We start from the raw sequence: 18,247 nt of genomic DNA, 5'->3' as shown, positions 1-18,247 counted from the left end.
TACACCGTTCACAATGGAAATGGCAGCCACAGCAGCCCCCGTCACAAAGCTTCCGTCTACCGTTAAATCAGGAAAATCTAAAATACGAAAGGACAAGTAGACCCCAAGTGCCATGATGGCATAAATAATACCCGATTCAACGGCTCCAAAAATCGAAATAAACATACCATACCCTCCAGATCTGAAAACCGACGCTGCCCATTATGACAGGTCGGTCTCCGTTTCTTCCTTAATTGATCATTTCAGCTAAACTATCCCACTCGTCATTCCATTCAATTCCTTGTTCTTCAGCTGCTTCTCGATTAATAAAGAGCTGCATATTTTCAGGGTATTCAACAGGAATATCAGCCGTTGTCGCATCCCCATTTAAGACATCAACAGCCATTTCTCCTGCACGGTACCCGATTGTGAAATAATCAATGCCAAATGTTGCAAACCCGCCACGTTCAAGTGAATCAGGCTCACCAACAATAAGTGGAATATCTTGGTCATTCGCAACTCCAACAACCGTTTCTAACGCAGACACAACCGTATTATCAGTCACAACGTAAAATACATCCACTTCCCCAACAAGCGTTGTCGCTGCTTGTTGTACCTCTGAAGATGAACCAACTGTGCGCGTTACCAAGCTCAAGCTTGTTCCGTCCGCTGCAGCTTCTACAGCTTCAATTTGAGCGACAGAGTTAGGTTCTCCAGCATTATAGATAAGACCGACCCTTGCATCAGGAAAATAATCGTCGATAAAAGCAACGGTTAATGCAATCGCATCAGGATGGAGATCAACAACACCCGTAATGTTCTCACCTGGTTCGTCCATTGCTGACACAAGTCCCGCACCAACAGCATCTGTTACAGATGTAAAAATAATTGGAATATCACTCGTTGCTTGTAAAGCACCTATTGCACTTGATGTTGAATTAGCAAAAATCAAATCCACTTGATCAGCAACAAAGTTATTTGCAATCGCACTCGTATTGTTTGGGTCGCCTTGGGCACTTTGGAAATCGTAGCTCGCTTCAATCCCTGCATCAGCTAAAGCCTGCTGGAACCCTTCGTAGGCTGCATCTAAGGACGGGTGCTCAACAATTTGGGTAGCCCCGATTACATATGCCTGTCCTTCCCCAGCCGCTGGTTCCTCTTCTTGCTGGGCTGGTGCTTCCTCTTCTGGTGACGCTTCCTCTGTACCACAGGCTGTTAGCGCCATTACGCTAATCAAGGCAGTGCCTGCCCATTTAAACCACGATCTTTTCATGTCTTTCCCCCTAAACAATTGTAATATTCGGATAGTTATGTATAATCTTAAAGCAAGGATCTAAGAAAGTAAATAAGAAATTTTTTTACGTTAAAGCGTTTAGGGAATCAAGTATTTTTTGCTAAAAAGAACCTGCAAACAAAGTGCAAGTTCTCCTTAACATTTTTCATTTTATTTTAATTTATTGCAATGTAAGTGAAAAGGTATGTGCATCAAAAGAGTCGTTCAATTTTTGTTCTGCTGCTAAAAGCACTTGATTGATCGAGGAAGCTTCTTCTTGCTGTAGAGCCTCAATAATCGCAGGCTGAAGCTCGCTCTCATAATATTGTTGATACGGGAACATGGATGTCTTTCCTTCACTCACATTCCTTCCGATTGAATATAAAGCAGGGTAATCAGTCGTTTTAATAAGCACCTGAATCATTTCTCCACTCGCTAGTATTTCTTGAGAAAAATAACCTTCAGCAAAAAAGCTATCAACGACGAACGGGTTCTCTGTCGTCACATAGCGAACAGAGGCCGATTCAACTTCCCACGCCTCCTCCTCTGTAAAAAGAATATCCCCTTCATAAGCCCGACCAACTAATAGATCGGTTATCGCAAAGTAGAGAAGAATGATTGCAATTGAAATCAAAAAGCTAACTAGATTTTCGGTATTTTTCTTCGGCTCATTTTTCGATTTTCGTAGTTGCTTGTTTACAAACAAGCTAACAAAATACGTGACAACAAGAATAATTAATACACTAACAAGATAATACAACCAATCATTTAAAAGTAACATCATCTACATTCTCTCTCTCTAGCCTCTTTCTTTCACACTTATTCGTGAAAAGAAGCCTGTTTCCATTTCTATTTTACAATACGATTATGGTATCATACAATACGATAGCCTTAAAGGAATTGAGGGATTTACATGAAAACCGTCGTAACGACTTTAAATGCGAAATACATCCATACATGCCTTGCCCTGCGTTGTCTAAAAGCATATGCAGAGCCTGAATTTCCGGTAGAAATGGTTGAATATACAATTAAAGACCCTGTCATGAACATCGTTTCGGACTTATTCCAGCGAGATCCAGATGTTGTCGGCTTTAGCTGCTACATTTGGAACATCGAGGAAACGATAAAAGTCATCGAGATGCTAAAAAAAGTAAAGCCTACTGTCAAAATTGTCTTAGGAGGCCCTGAGGTTTCCTATGATACAAAGGAATGGATGGAGCGTTTACTTGATGTTGATTTTATCGTTGTTGGTGAAGGAGAAGAAACCTTTAAACAATTATTAGAAGAAATGAGCAGCACCGAAAAATACCATATGGTTTTTGGGCTTGCTTATCGAAAGGGGAAGGAAACGATTATTACAGCTCCCCGTTCTAAGCTTAAGCTTGATGAGATCCCAACCCCTTATCGTTTTTCCGAGGATTTATCCGCCCTTGATAAACGAGTAACCTATTTTGAAACAAGCCGTGGCTGCCCGTACAGCTGTCAATTTTGCCTTTCTTCCATTGAAGTGGGTGTTCGGTATTATGATATTGAACGGGTGAAAGCAGATTTACTGTTTCTCATCGATAATGGTGCAAAGCTCATTAAGTTCGTCGATCGGACCTTTAATATTAAACGGGATTATGCCCTTGAAATTTTTCAATTTTTAATTGAAAACCATAAGGGCTGTGTTTTTCAATTTGAAATCACTGCTGACATCATGCGTCCTGAAGTCCTATCTTATTTAAATGAACACGCTCCAGCAGGTATTTTCCGCTTCGAGATTGGCGTCCAATCAACGAATGACGCAACAAATGAGCTCGTCCAGCGGCGACAAAATTTTGAAAAGCTTACGAGAACGGTGCGAATGGTAAAAGAAGGAGGGAAAATCGATCAGCATCTCGATTTAATTGCTGGCCTTCCTGAAGAGGATTATGCTTCATTTCGTAACACGTTTAACGATGTTTTTTCCCTCCGCCCGGAGGAATTACAGCTTGGCTTTTTGAAAATGCTTCGTGGTACGGGACTACGCCTTCGCGCGAAAGACCACGATTATGTCTACATGGATCATTCACCCTATGAAATTTTAGGGAACAACATTCTCTCTTTTGAAGAAATCATCCGAATCAAACGTGTGGAAGATGTGCTTGAAAAATATTGGAATGATCATCGCATGGATCAAACAATCGACTACTTAGTCGAACAAGAATTTGCTTCGCCGTTTGATTTTTTCCAAGAATTCGGTGATTATTGGGACCGTCAAGGTTGGTCTCGAATTGGGCATCAGCTTGAAGACTTGTTTAGACGCCTCTACGAATTTTTATCTAGTCGTCAAACAGCAAACCTTGATGTGATTAAAGGCTTAATGATATATGACTATTTCAAAAATCATAAGCATAAGCCACGTAAGCCATGGTGGACGTTTTCTCTAGATAAAGAAACCCAATCCTATTATTTAAAAGAAATTGCAGAACGACCAGCACTCTACTCTAAAGAATTGTCCGCATTACAGCTTAGCGAAAAAGAGTTGCATAAACACACAATGGTTGAAGTGATCCCCTTTTCGTTAAATCACATTCTTCAAGGCAAAGGGGTAAAGCGTGAGCAAACCTTACTGCTTGCCTATTTTAATCCTAAATCACTTGAAACGACCATTTACACGACAACTGTGCCTAAGGTTCCAGTCAAGCAAGCATAAAAAGAGAGACATTATCATATAGGATGATAAAATAAAAGGGCCAAACTCCTAAGGTGACAGCCTTAGGAGTAAGCCCTCTTCTATATATGTAGTCGTATTAATTCTACCTTCGGCAGGTATTGTAATTCAAATCAAGCCCTTGTTTTTTTAATAAATAGTGAGAAGCTTGTCTAAAGGTCCGAAACGTCTTCACATCTCGCTTCAGTCCAGCTGTAACCATCTTCTTAACCACCTCAATTGGAAAGCCTACAAAGATCGGCTGCGCTCCAATGAGTGTCACGGTTGACGCTAACGTACCTAGCTTCGATAAAAATTCTTCACTGTTATTGGCTGTAATGCCTTCAAAATCAAAAATGAGAGACTCTGTTGCATTATCCACACAGGTTTGAAGTAATTTCTTTTGGAGAAGCTCAAACCGACGCCTGTCGAACGTCCCAATTAACGGTACAAGCAATGCCCCTTCAACCATTGTCGCTAAAATCGGGGTAGAAATCTCCTCAATTAGCTCTTGCGTTTCCTTAAGCTCCCGAGCTTCTTTGGTGACATCCCGCCAGTTCAAAATATACCCAGCCCTTTCCCCCTCACGATTTTTCAACCCTGACACTTTTATATCGGCAAAATATTTATTAAATAAATGAATGCGTGTTTCATAGGGAAGCTTTTCCTCTAGCACAACTTTTTGCTTCACCTCAAACCGTGGGTGGAAAACGTTTAAATGTAAGCCAATGAGTTCTTCAGCTTTCTCAATGAGAAGATGCTCCTTGATACCATCAATCAATTGATACGCTGATTGATTCATCCAGACAAGACGAAATGACAAGTCAGCAATGAAAATATTTTCTCCAATACAATCAAGGACGGCCGCAGTTTCATGTTGTTCAAAGCTCCAAGAATTAGTCATCGCCCTCTCCTTTCTCTTTCTCTAACTAGCAATTTGGTCTTCAGGATTTGGTAAGGGCTGTGGTTTGCCAAAGTAGTAGCCTTGAGCAAGTTCGATCCCTGCTTCCTTACAAAATTCGGCTTCCTCTGCTCGTTCAATTCCTTCTGCAAGTAGAGATGTCCCCTGCTCACGGCTTATGTCAATGATCGCTTTTATTTGTGTTTGCTTTTCTTTGTCGCCATCACAATGGGCTACAAGCTTACGATCAATTTTCGCAAAATTAGGTCGCAGCTCTTGCAGTACATTCAAAGTGGCAAAACCCGACCCAATGTCGTCTAGAGCCACATTTATTCCGTATTCCTGATACGTTTTAAAAATTTTCTTCAAATGATCGACATCAGCAATTTTTTCTGTTTCGACTACCTCAAATACCAGATCTTTCGGATCAACACGAAACTGCTCAGCTGCTTTGAATGTACTTTTCAAGCAATGATTCGGATCATAGATGGATGAAGGCAAAAAATTAATAAACCGTTTAATCCCTGATTTTAAGATTTTTGCTCCTGCTTCTATCGATACAATTCTCGCCTGTCCATCTAGGACAGTTTGCAATCCAGCTTGTTGAGAAAAGGCAAATAAGCGCCCAGGAGAAAATGGATACGCCTCAGATTTTTGACGCAATAAGAATTCATAGCCGTAAATTTCATCCTTTTGAAGTTGGACAATCGGCTGCAAAAAAGGGACAAATAGTCGATGATTAATAATTTGCAATAGCTGCCGATTAGAAATCCGCACAAATAATTCATGAAACGAGGTCATTTTTAAAAAGCTTATTTCTTCATTTTTTGTGGCGGAATAACTCCCATACAACCTTCTTTTTTGAACAGGGGATAATTGCTCATTTAAAAACCTCATCCATTCCGTTAATTCATCAAAGCTTGAATAGGAAACTTGCAAGAGTGTAGCGCTTTCCTTTACATCCACTCCCTTTTGATAAAGTAAATTTTTTAATTGTACAAATAGAGCTGGCTGCTTTTCATAAAAAATTATCAAGCCTTTTGATTCTAGCGCTGGAAATTCACTACAGCGGCTACACTCATCCATTGATGCACCCTCCTAGTAAATCGAGTTCATTTATGTATTACGATCATTTTAAAAAATAATTTTAATCTAGTTCTGTTGTTGTTCATATAATGATAGAAGTTGCGTCACTGCGAGGGTCGGTGTTAGTTCTCCTGTTAAGACTTTCTTTTTGAATTGTGGCAACCGTTCTTTTACCAAGCTATTTTGATAAAAGGATGCTAATATTTGCCCTTCGATGAGTGAATCAAACCAGTTCATCGCTTGTTCCTTGCGACGCTGCTCAAAAAAACCATGCTCTTTCCCTAATGCTAAAAAGCGCTGAATCACCTTCCAAATTTCAGGAACGCCCTCTCCCGTTAAAGCGGAGACGGTAAAAGCCTTCGTTTCCCATCCCTCTGTCGCTGAAGGCAAGAAGTGAAGAAGTCGGTTGTACTCTGTTTTAGCAAGCATGGCAGCCTGTTTGTTTGGTCCATCTGCTTTATTAATAAAAATCGCATCAGCCATCTCCATTACACCTTTCTTCATCCCTTGAAGCTCATCTCCCGCTCCTGTTAGCATAAGGACGAGAAAAAAATCAACCATTGAACGAACGGTTATTTCGCTTTGACCGACACCGACTGTTTCGACGATGATCACATCAAAGCCTGCTGCTTCACAAACAAGTAATGTTTCACGGCTTTTTCGAGCAACACCACCCAACGTGCCACTTGAAGGAGAAGGACGAACAAAAGCATTCTTGTTTCTTGATAGCTTATCCATCCTCGTCTTATCCCCAAGAATACTCCCACGAGAAACATTACTTGACGGGTCAACTGCCAAAACCGCTACTTTGTGGTCACGCTCACATAACATCGTTCCAAATGCCTCAATTAAAGTACTTTTCCCAACACCTGGAACCCCTGTGATGCCAATGCGAATAGAGTTTCCTGTATAAGGCATAAGCTCCTTAAGTACTTCTTGAGCCATCTCCATATGACGAGGTGAGTTGCTTTCCACTAGGGTAATCGTTCTTGCAATGATCGCCCGGTCCCTATCCAATACCCCATTTACATAATCTGAAACCTTTAATTCACGTCTTTTTGGTGAACGTTTCTCCACCCTCTATTCCTCCTTTCATCTTTTATTCGTCTCTTACATGTTAAAAGGAAAGAGGAAGCAGCTTATACTTCCTCTTCATCATAGCCAAGACGCCGATTCATTTCCTCTAATATCTTTTGAGCGGCAATGGGAATAACTGTTCCTGGTCCAAAAATAGCGGCTGCTCCATGTGCTTTTAAAAATTCATAATCTTGAGCAGGAATGACCCCTCCAACAATGATCATAATATCTTCCCGGCCAAGCTTTTTTAGTTCCTCTGCAACTTGCGGCAAAAGAGTTTTATGACCAGCCGCTAACGAACTCATCCCTAAAACATGGACGTCATTCTCTACCGCTTGCAAGGCTGCCTCTTCTGGTGTTTGAAAGAGTGGTCCAATATCCACATCAAACCCCATATCAGCAAATGCAGTTGAAATCACTTTTGCTCCTCGATCGTGTCCATCCTGCCCCATTTTAGCGACCATAATCCGCGGACGGCGCCCTTCTAATTCAGCAAAACGATCGGTCATTTCTCGTACTTTTTTCATTTCTTCCTTTTCTCCAAATTCTGAGCGATATACTCCACTAATCGAGCGAATCACCGCCTTATGGCGACCTACAACTTTCTCGTAGGCCATTGAAATTTCTCCAAGTGTCGCACGAGCACGAGCTGCATCTACTGCTAAGGCAAGCAGGTTCCCTTCACCAGACTCAGCCGCTTCGGTTAAACGTGCCAGTGCCGCTTGAACGTTCCTTTCGTCTCGTTCTGCCCGAAGCTTTTCAAGACGATTAATTTGCGCCTGTCGAACTGCTGTATTGTCAATATCAAGAATATCAAGAGGTTCTATTTCATCAGGGCGATATTTATTGACACCGATGATTGCTTCCTGTCCTGAATCGATTTTCGCTTGACGTCTTGCGGCTGCTTCTTCAATCCGCATTTTCGGTAAGCCTGTCTCGAGCGCTTTTGCCATACCTCCTAGCTTTTCTACTTCTTCAATATGATCCCAAGCTTTTTTCAACAGCTCCACAGTAAGTGACTCAACATAATATGAACCGCCCCATGGATCTAACACATTCGTAATGCCTGTTTCATCCTGTAAATAGAGCTGCGTATTCCGAGCAATTCGTGCAGAAAAATCAGTTGGTAAGGCAATGGCTTCATCAAGAGCATTCGTATGAAGCGATTGTGTATGCCCCAGTGCTGCTGCCAAGGCTTCAATCGCCGTACGAACGACATTATTGTAGGGATCTTGCTCCGTTAACGACCAGCCTGACGTTTGCGAGTGGGTCCTAAGCGCCATAGATTTTTCATTTTTCGGATTAAAACCTTTCATCAATTTTGCCCAAATTAAACGCGCTGCTCGCATTTTCGCTACTTCCATATAATAATTCATGCCAATTGCCCAAAAGAACGATAAGCGTGGCGCAAAAGCGTCAATATCCAATCCTGCCTTTATTCCGGTTCGTACATATTCAAGCCCGTCGGCTAAGGTGTAAGCAAGCTCAATGTCTGCAGTCGCCCCAGCTTCCTGCATATGGTAGCCAGAAATGCTAATACTATTAAATTTCGGCATGTATTTCGACGTATACTCAAAAATATCTGCAATCACTTTCATTGACGCTTCTGGAGGGTAAATATACGTATTTCGGACCATATATTCTTTTAAAATATCATTTTGGATCGTCCCTGAAAGCTGCTCTGGCTTTACACCCTGCTCTTCGGCTGCAACGATATAAAAGGCCATGATCGGTAGAACAGCTCCGTTCATCGTCATCGATACTGACATTTGATCAAGGGGAATGCCGTCAAAAAGAATTTTCATATCAAGGATGGAATCAACTGCCACCCCTGCCTTCCCTACGTCTCCCACGACACGAGGATGATCCGAGTCATAGCCCCGATGTGTCGCTAAATCAAAGGCAATCGAGAGACCTTTTTGCCCAGCAGCTAGGTTCCGACGATAAAAGGCATTACTTTCCTCTGCTGTTGAAAAGCCTGCATACTGACGAATCGTCCAAGGACGTGTTTTATACATAGCAGGATATGGCCCCCGAAAAAACGGCGCAATGCCCGCTACATAACCGAGATGAGGCATTCCTTTTATGTCCTCCTTTGTATACAAAGGTTTGACTTCGATTTGCTCAACGGTTTCAAAGGTATTCCCTCGCTCAACGTCTTTCCTTTCTTCCTTTGATGGAAAAGTAGGAAACGGCATCTCTGCAAAATTAGGCTTTTTCATCTTGAAGCACCCCCTTTTTTCGTAATAATTGATGGAGAACCTCATAATTATTTGATTGCCTGTGGATAAAGTCATCGATTCCTGCTTCGATTAGCTCATTTGTTCGTGTATTTTTTAACCGTCCTGCCAAATAGAGCGTCAAGTCTGGCTTCTCTTTACGGAGAGCTTTTACAAGGGGCACGGCGAGCTCATCATAGTATTCGTCACTGCTACAAAGGACGAGTGTGTCAACGGTTAGAGGGCGAACCTGCTCTAATGCTTGCTCCACACTTTCGCTCTCTTTTAAACGGCTAACCTCAAAGCCAGCGACTTCAAAAAAGCCTCTTGCAAAATCAGAGCGTGGTTTATGAACAGCCAATGAACCGATTGGCAAAAGAGCTACTTGAGGTCTTGATCCGTTTTTTTCATCATACGCCTTTGTTGCCAAACGGAGCCTCTCAAAGGGTTCACCGATTCGTTTCTCATTAATTGGCTTAATTGAAAGAAGCTCTTTGCTCATTTGTTGAAAGACTTGAGTGATTTGATAAAAAGGAACACCAGCTTTGACAAGTGATTGAATATCAGAAAATTGGTGAAGAGCTTCAGGTAGAGGCTTTTCACTCTTCTCCAACGTGGCTTGAAGTCGGTTAAGATATTGTTGAATCGCCTCTGACTCATCCTCTGCTACAAATTGTAATGGCTTTTCATCAAGATTAACATATTGGTTCGTCCCGACAATAACGTCCCGGCGATATTTGACCCGTTCCTCACGCTGTGCTGACGAAGCTTTTGCCCACTTTTGCGGGAGACCCTGCTTTAAAGCTTCAATGATTCCGCCATTTTTTTCGATTTCTTGGAAGAGAGTCCATGCCTTTTTGCTAAGCTCATTTGTAAGATGCTCCACATACCAAGAGCCACCTGCAGGGTCAATCGTTTTCCCTATATGTGCCTCTTCTTGAAGAATGATTGACGTGTTTCGAGCAATCCGCCTTGAAAAAGAGGTTGATTTTTGAATCACTTCGTCAAAAGGACTGACATGAATACTATCAGCCCCACCTACAGCTGCCGCGAACGCTTCTCCCGTTCCTCTTAACATGTTCACATAGGGATCAAAGAGCGTTTTCGTATAGGCAGACGTTCTCCCATGAAGATACATTTTTTGACCGTCCTCAGATGCACCAAACGCTTTCATAATCGCAGCCCATAGGGTTCTTGCAGCACGAAGCTTTGCAATTTCGGTAAACATCTGACTGCCGATCGAATAAGAGAAACAGATCGCCTTGCCGATTTCATCAGGGTCAAGTCCTCGTTCGATTAAGCGCTGTACATAGTCAACCCCTGTGGAAAGGGCAATGGCAAGCTCCTCAGTAGCAGAAACTCCACCATTATGATAACAATGGCTTTGGATCAGGATCGTTTTTACTTTTGGTGCATGCTGCCTTGCCCAGTTCGTTCCTTGAGCCAGTTGGTCAAAAACAATCTCTAAACCATAAGGAAGCTCACCATTTCTGCTTAATTCATGCAACGGGTCTGCGGCAATGACCCCACGCAGCTCAGCGGCCGGCACCTCTTCCTTTTCAAGCAACGCTGTGATGCTAGCTAGAAGCGAGGTAGAAATTGCACCGGCATCAATATAAAGTGGTGTGCTACTCAAGTCAATCTCTTTTAGTGCACACTCCACATCCTTCAAATTCGATAAACAAAGACCGCTATGCCCCACCTGTTCTTGACGGTTCAGAGGACTTTCTCCTCTTTTAGTCCCTTGATCAAGGACAATGTTCAACACAGATTGACCGCGTTTCAAATCAAGAATCGCTACTTTGTTAAACTGTTCTGGAACCGCAATTGCAAGCTCTTGACTGACTTCCCAAGGTCGCTTTTCTAGTCTTGCTTTTGAGCCACGGGTAAAGGGAAACATTCCTGGTAGAGTGTTGGGTGTTTCAAGGTCTTCAATATCTTTTTTCTGGTACATTGGCTGCAAAACAATCCCATCATCGGTTCTCGTTAGCAATTTTTCATCAAAGGCTGCTCCCTTTAACGATTTTTCTGCAATGGCTCGCCACTGCTCATAGGTTGGGATCGGAAACTCACTAAACAGTTCTAAGTCTTTTCGTTTCTCCATTGTATTGCGGCAGTCCATTGACCTCGCCGCTCACTCCCTTCCGAATCGAATCTAATCGCCACATCCTATTTGTTACATGGTTCTTCCTTTCTCCGTTTCTTACGATCCATTTCTTTGTTGTTTAAAGTATAGACACGCTCATTTTATATTTCGATATCAAGTTTAGCTCTTCAACCAATCACATATCTTATAAAGGAATGTTTCCATGCTTCTTTTTCGGCAAAGCTTTTTTCTTATTGCGAAGCATTTCAAGAGCACTCGCTAAGCTCTTTCGTGTATCCCTAGGATCAATCACATCATCAACCATTCCATTTGCAGCTGCCACATATGGATTGGCGAATCGCTCCCGATACTCCGCAATTTTTGCTGCTCTCGTTGATTCAGGATCGGCACTTTCTCTAATTTCTTTGGCAAAAATAATATTGGCTGCTCCTTCAGGACCCATGACGGCAATTTCTGCATTTGGCCATGCAAACACAAGATCTGCACCGATCGCTTTACTATTAAGCGCAACATACGCTCCACCAAACGCTTTTCGTAAAATGACGGTAATTTTTGGTACTGTTGCTTCTGAGTACGCATACAAAATTTTTGCTCCATGACGAATAATGCCCCCATGCTCCTGTTGAACACCTGGGATAAAGCCGGTTACATCTTCAAAAGTAATAAGTGGAATATTGAAACAATCACAAAATCGAATAAATCTTGAACACTTGTCCGATGAATCAATGTCCAGACCACCAGCCATCATTTTCGGATTGTTTGCCACAATCCCGACCGTCTCTCCTTCAATTCGCGCAAACCCAATAACAATGTTTTTCGCAAAAGACGGTTGTACTTCCAAAAACTCACGATCATCTACGATGACTTTAATCACTTTTCTCACATCATAGACCTTTCTTCCATCAACTGGAACTAAATCCAACAGCTCATCCAGTCGTTCATCAACTGGGCGAGAGGTTTGAGGCTTTATTACAGGTGGCTTTTCCTCGTGATTTGATGGAAGAAATTGAATCAAACGACGTACTTCCTGTAAAACCTGCTCTTCCGATTCAGCCGTAAAGTGAGCGTTTCCGCTTTTTGTCGAATGAATCTTGGCTCCACCTAAATCTTCGCTGTTAATTTTTGCTCCCGTTACACTTTCGATCACCTTTGGCCCAGTAATAAACATTTGGCTCGTCTTTTCCACCATAAAAACAAAGTCTGTAATGGCCGGAGAATAGACTGCCCCTCCAGCACAAGGTCCCATGATGACCGAAATTTGTGGAACAACCCCTGAATAAATCGCATTTCGATAGAAGATATGTCCGTAACCATCAAGGGAAAGAACGCCTTCCTGAATTCTTGCACCACCAGAATCATTTAAACCGATAATAGGGGCACCGTTTTCCACTGCTAGATCCATCACTTTGGCAATTTTAGTCGCATGCATCTCTCCTAATGCTCCACCAAACACTGTAAAATCTTGAGCAAAGACGAAGACGAGACGCCCTTCGATTTTTCCATATCCTGTGACGACCCCTTCACCTGGAGCTTCCGAAGTACCATAATCCAGTCCACGATGCTCAATAAACGGATTTAATTCAACAAACGTACCTTCATCAAGTAACAGATCAATGCGTTCCCTTGCCGTTAGCTTCCCTCGGTCATGCTGAGCATCAATACGCTTTTCTCCACCGCCAAGCTTTACCTTTTCACGTCGTTCCTCCATGATCTCAATTTTGTCAAACATGTCCATCATTTATCACTCCCAACGTCATTCGTTTGCTACTCTCACTTGAAAAAGCGGTTGCCCATACTCAACAAGCTGACCATTTTCTACAAGGACGGCAACGATTTCTCCATTCACTCCCGCTTCAATCTCATTCATGAGCTTCATGGCTTCAACAATACATACAATCTGGTCATCCACTACCTTTTCACCGACCTTTACGTAAGGCTCTGAATCTGGAGACGGAGCTTTGTAAAACGTACCAACCATTGGGGAGGTAATTTCTTGAAAACCTTCCTTTAGACCTTCAGTCAAGGTTGGCTTTTCAAGCAATGGTTTCTTTTCGAGCGGCTCCGTTTCTTGTTGCGGTGAAGAGGCTGGGCTAATCCCTTGCTCAATCATTGAGATTGGAGCTTTCGTCACTTTTCCTTGCTTTTTTAGTGTCAGCCGCTGTTTCCCTTCTTCAATAATGGTGAGTTCATCAACGGACGAACGGTCAAGTGCACGAATCAACTCTTTTATTTCTGTTACTTTTAGCATCTTTTTCTCCCTTCAGTTCGAATTTTTTAAGAAAAAGTGTTGATAGGCTGGATTAGCTGCAGCCTCTTTTGTTAACACCGCATGCATGATTAAGTCTGCGTATATATTTGCAATCTCTTGAATCGAGTAGCGACCGTCCGCTTTGTACCATTTGTACGTCCAGTTCGTCATCCCAAAAATGGCCATTGATGTAATCGGTACGGGAATTTCTTTACGAAATTCGCCTTGAGCAATTCCTTCTTCCACAACGCGAAACATTCTCTCCTTATATTGGTCACGCTTCGCCTTGATTGTTTGAAAGGATTCGTTGTTTAAATAGAGTGATTCCTGATAAAAAACGGTAACATGAGGACGATAGAGGTCAAACATCATGACAAAAGACTTGACCGTTTCATACAATCGTTCTGCTGGTGTATCAAACCTTTCATACGCTTCCTCTGCTTTATCCAAAATATACGTAATAAACGAATCATGTATCGTATATAGTAGCTCATCCTTAGATTTAAAATTGTGGTAAAATCCTCCCTTCGACGTTTGGCTTGCTTGCACAATTTTGTCGACCGTAACTGCATGAAAGCCTTGTTCCTCAAAAAGATGTAATGCCGTTTCAATAATCCGTTCTTTTGTTGATCTTTTCCCCATTTGTTTTTGTTCACCTGCTTTTTCAAATGATTCTGTCATATTTTTATTTATTGTAGCAAATCAGCGTAAACTTTTTGGAAAGCATCAGTGAAAATAAATGTAATAGAGAGATTTCTGATAATAAGCTATGAGGCTGGGACATAACGAGCGTGAGCGTGTATGATTAAAAATGCGAACAATGCACCACCTTAGCGAAGTATATTTCCGAAGCGATTGCTATAGCCTCAACCAACCAAAGACCGACTAGTCAGTCTTTATATGTATACGCTTACATAATACAAAAGGTTCAAATAATTGTCAATCATCTATAGATTTAAAATGAAGCTTCACAGATTCTTCCTTCAAACGATAGATAGCAAAGAGGCGATCCTTTGCGGCATCGCCTCGCACTCCAGCTTTATTCGCTCTAATTTTGTTTTTTGTGAAAGCTCTTATCGTTTTTTGAATACTCCTTGACAACGTAACGAAGACCCTACTTACGTCCTCAGACACTCAAATATCGATTCACTTCTTCTTCAATGAGCTCTTCACCCTCATAAACGATACGGCCTTTATCCATGACATAAAAATAATCCGCCACACTTTTGGCAAAGTCAAAGCTTTGTTCAACAAGCAAAATCGATGTATTTTGCTGATTTCGTTTAATATCTTTGATGACTTCTTGAATATCAGCGACAATGTTTGGCTGAATTCCTTCTGTTGGTTCATCAAGCAATAAACAATTCGGTTCAGTCACAAGTGCTCGACCAAAGGAAAGCTGTTGCTGCTGACCTCCACTTAGATCACCACCGCGCCGATCTTTCATCTCTTGTAAGACTGGAAAATATTCATAAATCTTTTCATCAATGACTTCTTCTTTTTTTGACCTTGCTTCTAAACCAAGCAGCAAATTTTCATAGACTGTTAGCTGAGGAAATATTTCTCTGCCTTGTGGAACATACCCGAGTCCTTTTCGAGCGCGGTAAGTGGCATTCTTTTTTGTTATTTCCTCACCTTTATATGAAATCGATCCATTTCTAGGTTCTAGCACACCCATGATCGTTTTCATTAAGGTGGATTTACCAACACCATTTCTCCCCATCAAACATACGACATTCCCCGGCTCTACTGTAAGGGAAACATCTCTGATCACCGTACTTTCATCATAAGCAACCTCAAGATTAGAGAGCTTTAGCATGGACGTTATCCTCCTTACGACCAAGATATACTTCCATGACCCGCTCATTTTCTTGAACTTCTTCCATCGTTCCATCACATAGCAATTGTCCCCCATGCATCACTGTTACTTTTTCTGCGAATTTCCGAACAAATTCCATATCATGCTCCACAACAATAATAGAGCACCTCTTCTTCAATTTTAAAAGCAGTTCTCCTGTTTTTTCTTCTTCTTCCTCTGTCATTCCAGCAATCGGCTCATCGAGCATCAAAAGGGCTGGCTCCTGCATCATGACCATTCCGATTTCTAGCCATTGCTTCTGACCGTGCGACAATGTCTTGGCAATTGTGTTTTTATGATCCTTTAAACCAATCAGCTCAAGCATTTCTTCGATTTTCTTTAGCTCATCCGCTTTAATTTTTGAAAAAAGGATCGGAAATACTCGCTTATCCTGTTTCATTGCTAGCTCTAAGTTGTCTGAAACCGTTAAATGAGGAAAAATCGAAGGTGCTTGAAATTTACGGCCAATCCCCTCTCGTACAATTTGATATTCCTTTAGCTTTAATAAGTCGATACTGCCGTTAAATTTCAACTTTCCTTCACTTATTTTTGTTTTCCCGCAGATCGCATCTAAAAAGGTTGTTTTTCCCGCTCCATTTGGTCCGATAATAAAATGGAGTTCCCCATGTGGAATGGAAAAATCAAAATTTTTTATTGCATAAAACCCACCAAAACGAACGGAAAGATTATCCGACTGCAGAATGATTCGTCTCGCTTCTTTTTGCTTTAATTGATTTCGACTCATTTCTTCCACCTCTTCCTTTCCATTTTTCAACTAAACTCATAAGTCCTCCTGGGAGGAATACAACAATAATCACAAAGACTGTGCCAAGAAAATATAACCATGCGTCAGGGTATGTTTCACTAAAGAAGGTTTTCGCACTATTCGTTAAGATCGCTCCTAAAACTGGTCCGATTAATGTTCCTCTGCCACCAATTGCTACCCAAAGAATCATTTCAATCGAAGGAATGATCCCAATCATTGATGGTGAAATAATCCCCACTTGCATGACAAATAGCATCCCTGCTAACCCTGCAATCCCTGCTGAAATGGAGAAAACGAGCACCTTAAACATGGACGTGTCGTAGCCTGAAAACCGCAGGCGGTTTTCGCCATCACGAATGGCAATTAGCGCCTTTCCAAACCGGCTATTCACGAGTAAGGAACAAAGAATAAAGACCGCAACCAAGCAACCGACTGTAATGTAATAAATGGCTTGTTGTGTTGCCGGTGATGATAAGGAAAAACCAAAAACCGTCGTAAAGCTAGTGAGACCATTCGTTCCACCTGTTACATCCTGTTGACTAATAATTAACGTGACCGTTACCAATACAAGGGCTTGCGTAAGAATTGTAAAATATACGTCTTTAATACGGTTACGAAAGGTAAAGAATCCAAGAATAGCCGCTAAAAACATCGGAATGAACATCGCGCCAACAATTGCAAAGACTGGATTTGAAAACAATGCCCAGAACCAAGGCAGCTCAGTCAACCCATTCCAGACCATAAAATCAGGAACAGCTCCTGTCATTCCTTCCATTGTTAAGTACATGGCCATAATGTAGGCCCCGATACCAAAAAAGATTCCATGACCTAAGCTAAGCACACCCGTATAACCCCATAATAAATCAAGTCCAATCACGAGTATGGCAAACGCTAGGTACCTTCCAAGTAAATTTGTTCGAAAATCCGAGAGAAAAAAAGGTAATAATAGCAAGATAATAACTAGGACGAGAAATAACCATTTCCGCTCTAGTAACCGTGCACTAAAAGACTGCATCCCTATTGCTCCTTTCTATTTATTAATCAAGAGAGCGTGATTGTGTAGAAAACATCCCAGATGGACGCCATTGTAAAAATAAGATGATAAGAGCAAAAACGAGTACTTTCCCCATTGAAGCATCTGTCCAATATTCAAAAATTGTGTTAAATACCCCAATCCCTAAAGCACCTGCTACCGTACCAATCAGCATGCCTACGCCTCCTACAACAACGACCATGAAGGCATCCACAATATAATACGTCCCAATGGTTGGGCCTATTGGTCCAATTAATGTTAGGGCTGCGCCTGCGATTCCAGCAAAGCCAGCTCCAATGGCAAAGGTAATACCATCTACTTTTCGTGCAGAAATCCCTAAGCAGGTTGCCATCTCCCGATTCTGCATGACTGCACGAATTTTTCGTCCATTTCGCGTCTTGTATAAAAACCAGGCAAGGAGTAAGAAGCTACAAGCCACGAGACAAATAATAAATAAACGGGTATAAGGAAAGGTTGCGCCAAAGACTTCAAGCCCTCCGCGAAAAAAGCTAGGATTTTCTACACCTACATTCGGTGCTCCAAATATCGTTCGAACCGTTTGTTGAAGAATTAGACCTGCCCCAAATGTTGCCAGGAGACTATCGAGCGGCCGTCCATACAAATGTCTAATCACTGTAAACTCCAATAACATTCCGATTAATGCAGCAACCAAAAATGCAAAAGGTATCGCTAAGACAAAGTACCAATCAAACATCGCTACTGGAAAATATTGTGTAAACACAAGTTGGACTACATAGGTTGCATAAGCCCCAATCATGATTAATTCTCCATGTGCCATATTGATGACTTTCATTAATCCAAATGTTATCGCTAGCCCTAAGGCAATCATTAATAAAATGGACCCAAGGCTAATTCCGTTGAAAGCTTGTATGAGTATTCCTTCCATTTCGCATCCTTCCTTTGTTCTTCAAGTAAAACGAGGCCGGGACATAACGAACGTGTATGATTGAACATGCGAACAATGCACAACCTAGCGGAGGAAATAGACGTAGACTCCTGCGGGAG

15 protein-coding genes and 1 pseudogene are annotated in these 18,247 nt (G+C 41.8%); 1 reads left to right on the top strand and 15 read right to left on the bottom strand.

Features of this window, described 5'->3' with window-relative positions:
• The 3 genes and pseudogenes from BLT_RS23610 to BLT_RS0105775 form a co-directional block, all read right to left on the bottom strand.
• A pseudogene (locus BLT_RS23610) lies at positions 1–165 on the bottom strand (ABC transporter permease); the annotation flags it as partial.
• 64 nt (positions 166–229) lie between these two features.
• Entirely contained in the window at positions 230–1,252 is a 1,023-nt protein-coding gene (locus BLT_RS0105780; RefSeq protein ID WP_017726860.1) for an ABC transporter substrate-binding protein, read from the bottom strand.
• A gap of 181 nt (positions 1,253–1,433) precedes the next feature.
• Complete coding sequence (locus BLT_RS0105775) at positions 1,434–2,036, bottom strand: hypothetical protein (protein WP_017726859.1); 603 nt, start codon at positions 2,034–2,036, stop codon at positions 1,434–1,436.
• Between the two features lie 129 nt (positions 2,037–2,165).
• On the opposite strand from BLT_RS0105775, the gene BLT_RS0105770 reads away from it, so the two are divergent.
• Positions 2,166–3,929, top strand: coding sequence for a B12-binding domain-containing radical SAM protein (locus BLT_RS0105770; protein WP_017726858.1), 1,764 nt, complete (start codon positions 2,166–2,168; stop codon positions 3,927–3,929).
• Positions 3,930–4,032: 103 nt separating this feature from the next.
• On the opposite strand, the gene BLT_RS0105765 is transcribed toward BLT_RS0105770, so the two are convergent.
• From BLT_RS0105765 to urtB, 12 genes are all read right to left on the bottom strand, one after another.
• Positions 4,033–4,830 (bottom strand): hypothetical protein, encoded by a 798-nt coding sequence (locus tag BLT_RS0105765; protein WP_017726857.1) that lies wholly within the window; start codon positions 4,828–4,830, stop codon positions 4,033–4,035.
• 21 nt (positions 4,831–4,851) lie between these two features.
• Complete coding sequence (locus BLT_RS21500; RefSeq protein ID WP_017726856.1) at positions 4,852–5,913, bottom strand: EAL domain-containing protein; 1,062 nt, start codon at positions 5,911–5,913, stop codon at positions 4,852–4,854.
• Between the two features lie 66 nt (positions 5,914–5,979).
• The gene (gene meaB / locus BLT_RS0105755; protein WP_017726855.1) at positions 5,980–6,990 is read right to left on the bottom strand and encodes a methylmalonyl Co-A mutase-associated GTPase MeaB; all 1,011 of its coding nucleotides are present in this window, start codon (positions 6,988–6,990) and stop codon (positions 5,980–5,982) included.
• A 62-nt stretch (positions 6,991–7,052) separates the two neighbouring features.
• Positions 7,053–9,188: a methylmalonyl-CoA mutase gene (scpA, locus tag BLT_RS0105750; RefSeq protein ID WP_236611070.1), complete on the bottom strand. Its 2,136-nt coding sequence runs from the start codon at positions 9,186–9,188 to the stop codon at positions 7,053–7,055.
• Between the two features lie 10 nt (positions 9,189–9,198).
• Entirely contained in the window at positions 9,199–11,331 is a 2,133-nt protein-coding gene (locus BLT_RS0105745) for a methylmalonyl-CoA mutase family protein (protein WP_026105006.1), read from the bottom strand.
• 169 nt (positions 11,332–11,500) lie between these two features.
• The gene (locus BLT_RS0105740) at positions 11,501–13,054 is read right to left on the bottom strand and encodes an acyl-CoA carboxylase subunit beta (protein WP_201764264.1); all 1,554 of its coding nucleotides are present in this window, start codon (positions 13,052–13,054) and stop codon (positions 11,501–11,503) included.
• 15 nt (positions 13,055–13,069) lie between these two features.
• On the bottom strand, positions 13,070–13,564 hold the full coding sequence (accB, locus tag BLT_RS0105735; RefSeq protein WP_017726851.1) for an acetyl-CoA carboxylase biotin carboxyl carrier protein: 495 nt from the start codon (positions 13,562–13,564) through the stop codon (positions 13,070–13,072).
• Between the two features lie 12 nt (positions 13,565–13,576).
• Positions 13,577–14,206: a TetR/AcrR family transcriptional regulator gene (locus BLT_RS0105730; RefSeq protein WP_017726850.1), complete on the bottom strand. Its 630-nt coding sequence runs from the start codon at positions 14,204–14,206 to the stop codon at positions 13,577–13,579.
• A gap of 484 nt (positions 14,207–14,690) precedes the next feature.
• On the bottom strand, positions 14,691–15,383 hold the full coding sequence (urtE, locus tag BLT_RS0105720) for an urea ABC transporter ATP-binding subunit UrtE (RefSeq protein ID WP_017726848.1): 693 nt from the start codon (positions 15,381–15,383) through the stop codon (positions 14,691–14,693).
• The gene (gene urtD / locus BLT_RS0105715) at positions 15,367–16,167 is read right to left on the bottom strand and encodes an urea ABC transporter ATP-binding protein UrtD (RefSeq protein ID WP_017726847.1); all 801 of its coding nucleotides are present in this window, start codon (positions 16,165–16,167) and stop codon (positions 15,367–15,369) included. The genes urtE and urtD overlap by 17 nt, the downstream gene beginning before the upstream one ends.
• Positions 16,109–17,203: an urea ABC transporter permease subunit UrtC gene (urtC, locus tag BLT_RS0105710; RefSeq protein ID WP_017726846.1), complete on the bottom strand. Its 1,095-nt coding sequence runs from the start codon at positions 17,201–17,203 to the stop codon at positions 16,109–16,111. Before urtC ends, urtD begins: the two co-directional genes overlap by 59 nt.
• 22 nt (positions 17,204–17,225) lie before the next feature.
• Entirely contained in the window at positions 17,226–18,128 is a 903-nt protein-coding gene (gene urtB, locus BLT_RS0105705; protein ID WP_017726845.1) for an urea ABC transporter permease subunit UrtB, read from the bottom strand.
• Positions 18,129–18,247 lie beyond the last annotated feature (119 nt).

The sequence above is a fragment of the Halalkalibacterium ligniniphilum genome (assembly GCF_000334155.1).
In the GTDB taxonomy this organism is placed as follows: domain Bacteria; phylum Bacillota; class Bacilli; order Bacillales; family Bacillaceae_D; genus Halalkalibacterium; species Halalkalibacterium ligniniphilum.
This window is presented reverse-complemented; position numbering and strand designations above follow the sequence as displayed.